The organism is Embleya sp. NPDC020630 (assembly GCF_044334985.1).
Lineage (GTDB): Bacteria > Actinomycetota > Actinomycetes > Streptomycetales > Streptomycetaceae > Embleya.
Window position 1 is genome coordinate 93968 of sequence record NZ_JBIRUB010000025.1, and the last position, 7216, is coordinate 101183.

A 7216-nucleotide genomic window follows, 5' to 3' on the forward strand; every position below is an offset into this window, starting at 1 on the left:
AGGGTTGTCAGGTGCTCGACGGCGCGTTGTCGAAGGGTTTGACGTCGCGGCTCTTGCGCAGCATGGCCAGGGCCAGGGCCGCGCTGGTCGCGGTGATGATCGCGCACGCGACGCCGATGGCGTTCAGGCCGTTCGTGTAGGCCTCCGCGGCGGCGGCCCGCAGGTTCTCGGCGGCGTCGGCGGGCAGGTCCCGGGCCGCGGTGACGGCGTCTTCCATGCTTGCCGTGGCAGCGGCGGCGGCGCCGGGCGGGGTGTCGGCGGGGAGGTCGAGCGAATCGCGGAAGACGGCGGTGCCAAGGCTGCCGAGGGTGGCGACACCGAGCGCGTTGCCCAGGTCGCCGCAGATGGAGGACAGAGCCGCCGCGGAGCCGCCGCGCTCCGGCGGCACGGACCCGACGACCAGGCTGGTGCCCAGTGCCCCCAGGGTACCGACGCCGATGAAGATGATCACGAACGCGGCCATCAGCAGTGGCAGTCCGCCGACCGGATCGACGAGGACGAGCATCAGGTAGCCGATCGTGCCGACGAGCAGACCCACGCCGATGACGGTGCCGGGCGCATGCCGCTTGGCAAGGGTCGGCGCCAACTGCGCGGCGAGGATCGACGCGACGGCCGACGGCACCATCCACAGCCCCGCCCGTATGGGCGAAAGTCCCTCGACCATCTGGAGGAAGCCGGAGATGAAGAGGTAACCGCCGCCGGTGGCCAACATCGAGACCATCAGGATCGACAGCGCCGCGGTGAACGCGCCGACCTTGAAGAGCCTCAGGTCGAGGAGCGGGTCGGCCAACGTGCGCTGCCGAGACACGAACAGGGCACCGACGGCGATGCCGACGCCGATGGCGGCGAGCGGCGTCGTCGCGAAGCCGTAGCGCGCGAGTTCCTTCAGCCCGTAGATGATCGACAGGATCGATGCGAGCGACAGAACGACGCTGAGGGGGTCGATTCCGCCGGCGTCGGCGTTCTTGTACTCGGGCAGGACGAGGGGTGCGACGATCAGCAGGACCACCATGACGGGTACACCCAGCAGGAACACCGAGCCCCACCAGAAGAACTCGAGCATCACGCCGCCGATGGCCGGGCCCAGGGCCGTGCCCCCCATGAAGCAACCGGCCCAAACGGCGATGGCGCGGCCGCGCTCGTACGGGTCGTGAAACATGTTGCCGATGAGGGCGAGCGTCGACGGCATCAGCGTCGCGGCGGCGATGCCGAGCAGCGCGCGGGTCACGATCAGGGCTTCCGCGCTGGTGGAGCAGGCGGCCGCGACGGAGGTGATGCCCACGGCTGTGGCACCGATCATCAGCAGCTTGCGGCGGCCGATCCGGTCGCCCAGCGCGCCCATGGTGATGAGGAAGCCGGCGATCAGAAAGCCGTAGATGTCCATGATCCACAGCGTCTGAGTACCGGTCGGCCGGATGTCCGCGGCGAGATGCGGCAGGGCCAGGTACAGCACGCTCTGGTCGAGGGAGATCAGCAGTGTGGGCAGGGCCAGTACCGCGAGCCCGAGCCATTGTCGGGATCCGGCCTTCCGAGGCGGGGGCTCAGGGGTGGTGGTGGACATCGATGACGTTCCTTACTGCTCGGTACCGTTCGGCGCTTGGTCGTTCGTGCCTGGTGCGTGCCGCGTTCGATCCGTCGTGATCACCACCCTGCGCTGCCGCGCTCTCGGTGATCTCTCGGTTCGCTCTCGGTCCGCTCCCGGCCCCCGCCGGCGTCGCGCGGCGGAGCGGTCCGCGCTGTGGGTTAGCCTGGCCGGATGCGTTTCGGGGTGCTGGGCCCTCTGGAGGTATGGGCCGCTGACGGGTCGAAGGTCAGGGTTCCCGAGCAGAAGGTGCGTGCCCTGCTCGCGTGTCTGTTGGCGCACAGGGGGCGACCGGTCTCCGTTCACCGGCTCGTGGAGGATCTGTGGGGTTCAAAGCCCCCGAACAATCCCCCGGGTCTGCTCCAGACGAAGGTGTGGCAGTTGCGGCGGGCCCTGGAGGGTGCCGAGCCGGGTGGGCGGTCTCTGGTGGTGTCGCGCCCTCCGGGGTACGAGTTGCGCGTCGGCCCCGACGCGGTGGACGCCGACCGATTCCGGGAGGCTCTCGATCGTGTCCGGGGGGTTGCCGATCCCCATGCCCGGGCGGCCCTGTTGGCGGACGCGTTGGCGCTCTGGCGCGGTCCCGCGTTCGCCGATTTCGTCGACGAGGAGTTCGCGCACGGCGCGGCGGCCCTGCTGGAAGGGTTGCGGTTGACCGCGATCGAGGAGCAGGCCCGAGTACGCCTGGAACTCGGTGGATACGCCCAAGTCGCCGACGAGCTGGAACACTTGGTGGGAGTCCACCCGCTGCGGGAGCGGATGCGCGCCGCGCACATGCGGGCGCTGTATCTCGTCGGCCGCCAAGACGCGGCGCTCCGCAGCTACGCGGATCTGCGTACCCGGCTGGCCGAGGAGCTGGGCGTGGACCCGGGGCCCGAGCTGACGGCCCTGCACCAGGCGATCCTCACCCAGGACCCGGCGCTGGCCGCCCCGCGGGTCCCCGCCCCGCCGCCTTCCGCCCCCGTTGCGCCGGCCCGTCCGCCGGGCGGTCTCCCGGCCGCACTGACCGAGCTGATCGGCCGTGACGAAGCGGTGGCGAAACTGCGCCATGTGTTGGGCGCGCACCGACTGGTGACCCTCACCGGGCCCGGTGGTGTCGGGAAGACGCAGCTCGCACTGGCAACCGCCGCGCGGCTCGGTGCGGAGTTCCCCGGGGGCATCCACCTCGCGGAATTCTCCGCGCTCGACCCGGTGTCGGCTGCCCAGGCGGGTGGGCATCCCGAGGTGACCGAGGTCGTCGGCGCCGTGCTCGGGGTGCGGGACGACACCGCGCGCTCGGGAGACGGGCCGCTGTCGCCGGTCACGCGGGTCGCGCACGCGCTGGGCGAGGGGCCGGTCCTGCTGATCCTCGACAACTGCGAGCATGTCGTCGCGCCGGTGGCGGAGTTGGCCGAGCAGTTGCTGAAGCAGACCCCCGCGCTCCACATCCTGGGCACCAGCCGGGTACCGCTCGGTGTCACCGGCGAGTGGCTGGAGGAGGTCTCCCCGCTGCGGCGGCCGACATCCGTCGCGGGACTCGGTACCGAGGACGTGCGGGGGTTCGGCGCGGTCGAGTTGTTCGTGGCGCGTGCCACCGCCGCCGCACCGGGTTTCGTTCTCGACGACGGCAGCGTGGACGCGGTCGTGTCGATCTGCCGGCGCCTGGACGGCCTTCCCCTGGCCTTGGAGATGGCCGCGCGGCGCGTGCGCGCGTTGGGCGTGCACGAACTGGCCGCCCGGCTGGACGACCGTTTCCACGTGTTGGCGGTCGGATCACGAGGCGCTCCGGCACGGCAGCGCACGCTGAGGGCCGTCATCGACTGGAGTTGGGAACTGCTCGGAAACCGGGAACAGGCAGTACTGCGCCGTTTGTCCGTACACGCCGACGGCTGCACGCTCGCCGCGGCCGAAGAGCTGTGCGCGGGCAACGGCGTGGCCCGCGCGGACGTTCTCGACCTCGTGTCCCGGCTCGTGGACTGCTCGCTGCTGGTCGTGACCGACGGCGCGGGCGTCTCGGCCGGCCCCCGCTACCGCATGACGGAGTCGGTGGCCGCGTACGCCGCGGAACGGCTGGCGGAATCCGGAGAATCGGTCGAGTTCCGGCACCGGTTCCGCGCCTACTACACGTCATTGGCCGAACAGGCCGAGTCCTTCCTGCGAGGTGACGGGCAGCGCGAGTGGCTGCGGCGGTTGGACGTCGAACACGCGAACCTGCGCTCCGCGTTGGACGGCGCCGTACGGGTCGGGGACGCCGAGTGCGCGCTTCGCCTGGTGAACGCCCTGGCGTGGTACTGGTGCCTGCGGGGGCGCAATGGCGAGGCCCGGCGCTCCCTCGCCTCGGCCCTGTCCGTCGCCGCAGGCTCCCCCGTGGCGCTGGTCGCGCCGGCAACAGCCTGGCTGGGCGGCGTCGAGCTGCGGCTCGGCGGCAGCGCGGACCCGGTCGGCGCGTATCGGGCGGCACTGCGACCGTACGACGGGATCGACGCCCCGCTGGGGAAGGCGCGGTCGCAGTGGTTCGTGGCGTCCAACATGTACGGCATCGGTGATCCGGCACCGAGCCGGAGCCTGGTCGAATCCGCACTCGTGGCGTTCCGCTCACTCGGCGACCGTTGGGGTACGGCGGCGGCGCTGGCCGGCCAGGCGTTCCACGCGAAACTGCACGGCGACTTCGATACGGTGCGCCTTCGTGGCGAGGAGAGCCTGCGGCTTTTTCGGGAACTGGGCGACCGGTGGGGGCAGTTGCAGGCCATGGTGCCATTGCAGACGTTCGCCGAGGTCACGGGCGACTACGAACGCGCCGGGCGGCTGCACCGCGAGGGGTTGCGGATGGCCGAGGAATTGGAGCTGTGGCCCGAGGTATCCTTCCAGCTCTCCGGATTGGGACGCATTGCCCTGCTCACGCGGGACTATCCGCGTGCTCGGGAGTTCCACGAGCGGGCCCGCCGAGTGGCGATCGCACAGTCCGACAGGTTCGGCGAACAGTACGCCGAGATCGGCCTGGGCATGGGCGCACGCCGCGAGGGAGACCTTGACGCCGCCGAAGCCCACTTGGAGAACGTGCTGGAACTGCACCGAAGGATGGGGTACGAGCCGGGCGTGCCCGCGCTGATTCTGGCCGAGCTCGGCTTCATCGCCGAGTTGCGGGGCGACCCGAAGACCGCACTCGCAACGCAGGTCGACGGTCTGACCGCCGCCCGCGCCGTCGGGGATGTGCGATCGGTCGCGCTCGCGTTGGAGGGCCTGGCCGGTGCTCGGGTCCTGACGGGCCACGCCGATCACGCGGCCCGCCTGCTGGCCTCCGCCGCGGCGGCCCGTCGCTCGGTCGGTACACCGCTACCGGAGGGCGAACGGGACGACGTCGCCCGCATCGAGGCGCGGGCTCGCGACATCCTGGGCGATGCGCGGTTCGACGACGCGTACGGCGCGGAGGTGTCCTGGGACGACGCGCCGAGCGTGGAGGCTCTGTTCACGGACCCGTCGCCGACGCGCGAACCCCGGCCCGGCCCCGGCGCGGCCTAGAGCGAGCCGACGACCTTGCGCGGAGTGATGCGGACGACGACGCGTTGGGCGTCGTCGGCGGAGGCGGGGTTGAAGTCCGCGTAGTCCTTGCCCGTGTACTTGCGCGAGAGTTCGTCGATCAGTTCCGCGCCTCCCTCGGTGGTGAGCGTGGCCTCGCCACGCACCTCGGCGTAGGTGTACGGCGCGTGGTGCGGGTTGATCATCACGGTCACGCGCGGGTCCCTGCGCAGGTTCCGCTCCTTCCTGCGGCCCACGGTCGTGGAGATCAGCAGGTCGTCGCCGTCGCGCGCAAGCCAGGTCACCGACAACTGCGGGCTGCCGTCGGGCTGGAGCGTGGCCACCGTCGCGAAGACGGGGGTGTCGTCGATGAGCTTGCCGAGATCGTCGGAGAGTGCGGCGGACATGGGAAGGACTCCTTCGAGTGGCCGTCTCGCACCCCCACGGCAGGGAATGCGACAACGGATCGGCGCCACGAGGTACAACGACGCTTCCCGCCGCGGGTGTCGGGCCGCGACGACCGGCAACCCCGATCCGCCCCGACCGGCCCAGCGCAGATGATCTTGGCGAGCACCCAGCTGGGCACGAACGAGAAGGTGGCCATGGCAAGGATGGCGAGCACCTGCTTGCCGAGCAGGCTCCAGCCTCCGCCGTAGAACAGGCCCTTCCGGCCGCTGATCCGAGCGGTGGCGAACACGCCGACCATCACGAGGCCGGTGATGCCGCCGACGCCGTGCACGCCGACCACGTCGAGCGTGTCGTCCACGCCGAAGCGGTACTTCAAGGTGATGGCGAACGCGCAGACGAAGCCTGCCACCAGGCCCGTGACGACCGCGCCGAGCGTATTGATCTCGCCGCAGGCAGGGGTGATGGCGACCATGCCCGCGACCGCTGCCGAGACCACGCCCGTGGTGATGACCCGCCCGGTGCGGAGTTCCGACTGCCGGTGCCGGATGGTGTCGTTGCCCGTTCCCCCTCGATCCGGCAGTACTCCGCCTCGAGGTTGTCGTTGCCCGTTGCCGCCGAGCAGCCGGCACGGCGTCTGCGCCGGCCCCCACACGTACGCTCGGTCGTCCCCGTCACCGGTGTCGACCACGACGCTGGAGACTGCGTCGCAGGTCGCCCGGTCGGTGTCGAACGGCGCGCGAAGAGCACGTACGAACTCGTCGCGCTTTCCACATGGCTTCCACCGCTCCTCCGCGTGCCGAGGGACCGGGAGCGAACGCGGGTGATGCCCGGCACGAGTGTGCCGGGCATCACCGCTCGGTGTGGCGTCAGCGCATCGGTTCGTCGCGTTCGGTACCCCGGCGATGTACGCCGGTGCCGGTGTGCCGCGCTTCGTCCCGGGCCCGCCATTCGGAGGCGGTGTCGTCCGCGTAGTAGCCCTGGGCGGCGTCCCAACGTACGGTCAGCGCGAACAGGACCACCAGGTCGAGCACGATCACGATGGTGGACCAGACCGGATGCGCGGCCAGAAAGCCGATCTCCCCGATGGTGTTCAACATCACGAGGAAGGTACCGACCACGCGGCCCAGGTCGCACCGGTGAGCAACCCTCCGCCGACAAGCAGCTGCAACCCGCCGAAAATCAGCAGGATGACGCCCCATATGTCATAATTTCACACGAGACGATCACCCGAACGGTTGACGAAGTACCCATCCGAGAACAGGGCCGTGCACCCCTGGATGAAGTTGAGGATACCCAGCACGAGCAGGGTGTATCCGGCGAAAGCCACCCATCCGGAGCAAGCGCTCGACTTGGCGGTTGTGCTGTTCATGACCTACTCCCAACCCCGGCCGGGCGGCCGGGAGGGTCTTGCTTGACACCGCTTGTCCGCCGCCGCGGAGTCCGCAGCCGTGGAAGCCGGTATCCGTCCGTGGAGATCGTGCAGGGCTGTACCGGACGCTTTCGAGTCCCGTGGGGAACCGCGAGGACAGGCCGTCACGGCCTGCCCAACCGATCACACCCCCTTCCATCCCAACTCGCCCGACTCCCGGTGTTCAACGGGGCGGGGCGGTTCCTTCACGCGGGATGCCCGCCGGTGGAAGGGGGTGCCTCTATGTCTTTCGTCAACCGAGATCGGGTCATGCTGCGGCCGATTCGGCGGGTCGGGATTCGTAGAAGGTTTCGTCTCTGAGCATG

At 70.4% G+C, this 7216-nt stretch carries 5 protein-coding genes and 1 pseudogene; 1 reads left to right on the plus strand and 5 read right to left on the minus strand.

All coding sequences use genetic code 11. The annotated features are described in order from the left end of the window. Positions 1–7: 7 nt before the first annotated feature. Entirely contained in the window at positions 8–1561 is a 1554-nt protein-coding gene (locus ACH4XV_RS42265) for an MFS transporter (protein WP_395798863.1), read from the minus strand. Positions 1562–1756: 195 nt separating this feature from the next. Between ACH4XV_RS42265 and ACH4XV_RS42270 the strand changes: the two genes are divergently transcribed. Next, a complete protein-coding gene (locus ACH4XV_RS42270) occupies positions 1757–5077 on the plus strand; it encodes an AfsR/SARP family transcriptional regulator (RefSeq protein ID WP_395798865.1) in 3321 nt (1106 codons plus the stop codon). Here the strand turns inward: ACH4XV_RS42270 and ACH4XV_RS42275 are convergent. The 4 genes and pseudogenes from ACH4XV_RS42275 to ACH4XV_RS42290 all read right to left on the minus strand — a co-directional run bounded on the left by ACH4XV_RS42275 (position 5074) and on the right by ACH4XV_RS42290 (position 6851). Then, entirely contained in the window at positions 5074–5481 is a 408-nt protein-coding gene (locus ACH4XV_RS42275; RefSeq protein ID WP_395798867.1) for a PPOX class F420-dependent oxidoreductase, read from the minus strand. The genes ACH4XV_RS42270 and ACH4XV_RS42275 overlap by 4 nt on opposite strands. Positions 5482–5630: 149 nt before the next feature. Continuing rightward, positions 5631–6005: pseudogene (locus ACH4XV_RS42280) on the minus strand (ammonia channel protein); the annotation flags it as partial. 343 nt (positions 6006–6348) lie between these two features. Then, positions 6349–6579: a hypothetical protein gene (locus ACH4XV_RS42285; RefSeq protein ID WP_395798869.1), complete on the minus strand. Its 231-nt coding sequence runs from the start codon at positions 6577–6579 to the stop codon at positions 6349–6351. A 113-nt stretch (positions 6580–6692) separates the two neighbouring features. Further along, complete coding sequence (locus ACH4XV_RS42290) at positions 6693–6851, minus strand: hypothetical protein (protein WP_395798871.1); 159 nt, start codon at positions 6849–6851, stop codon at positions 6693–6695. Positions 6852–7216: the final 365 nt, after the last annotated feature.

Bases quoted from the DNA above. Each gene is read 5' to 3' on its own strand.
- ACH4XV_RS42270 (WP_395798865.1), top strand. From the start codon at position 1,757: ATGCGTTTCGGGGTGCTGGGCCCTCTGGAGGTATGGGCCGCTGACGGG.
- ACH4XV_RS42290 (WP_395798871.1), bottom strand. From the start codon at position 6,851: ATGAACAGCACAACCGCCAAGTCGAGCGCTTGCTCCGGATGGGTGGCT.
- ACH4XV_RS42275 (WP_395798867.1), bottom strand. From the start codon at position 5,481: ATGTCCGCCGCACTCTCCGACGATCTCGGCAAGCTCATCGACGACACC.
- ACH4XV_RS42285 (WP_395798869.1), bottom strand. From the start codon at position 6,579: ATGTTGAACACCATCGGGGAGATCGGCTTTCTGGCCGCGCATCCGGTC.
- ACH4XV_RS42265 (WP_395798863.1), bottom strand. From the start codon at position 1,561: ATGTCCACCACCACCCCTGAGCCCCCGCCTCGGAAGGCCGGATCCCGA.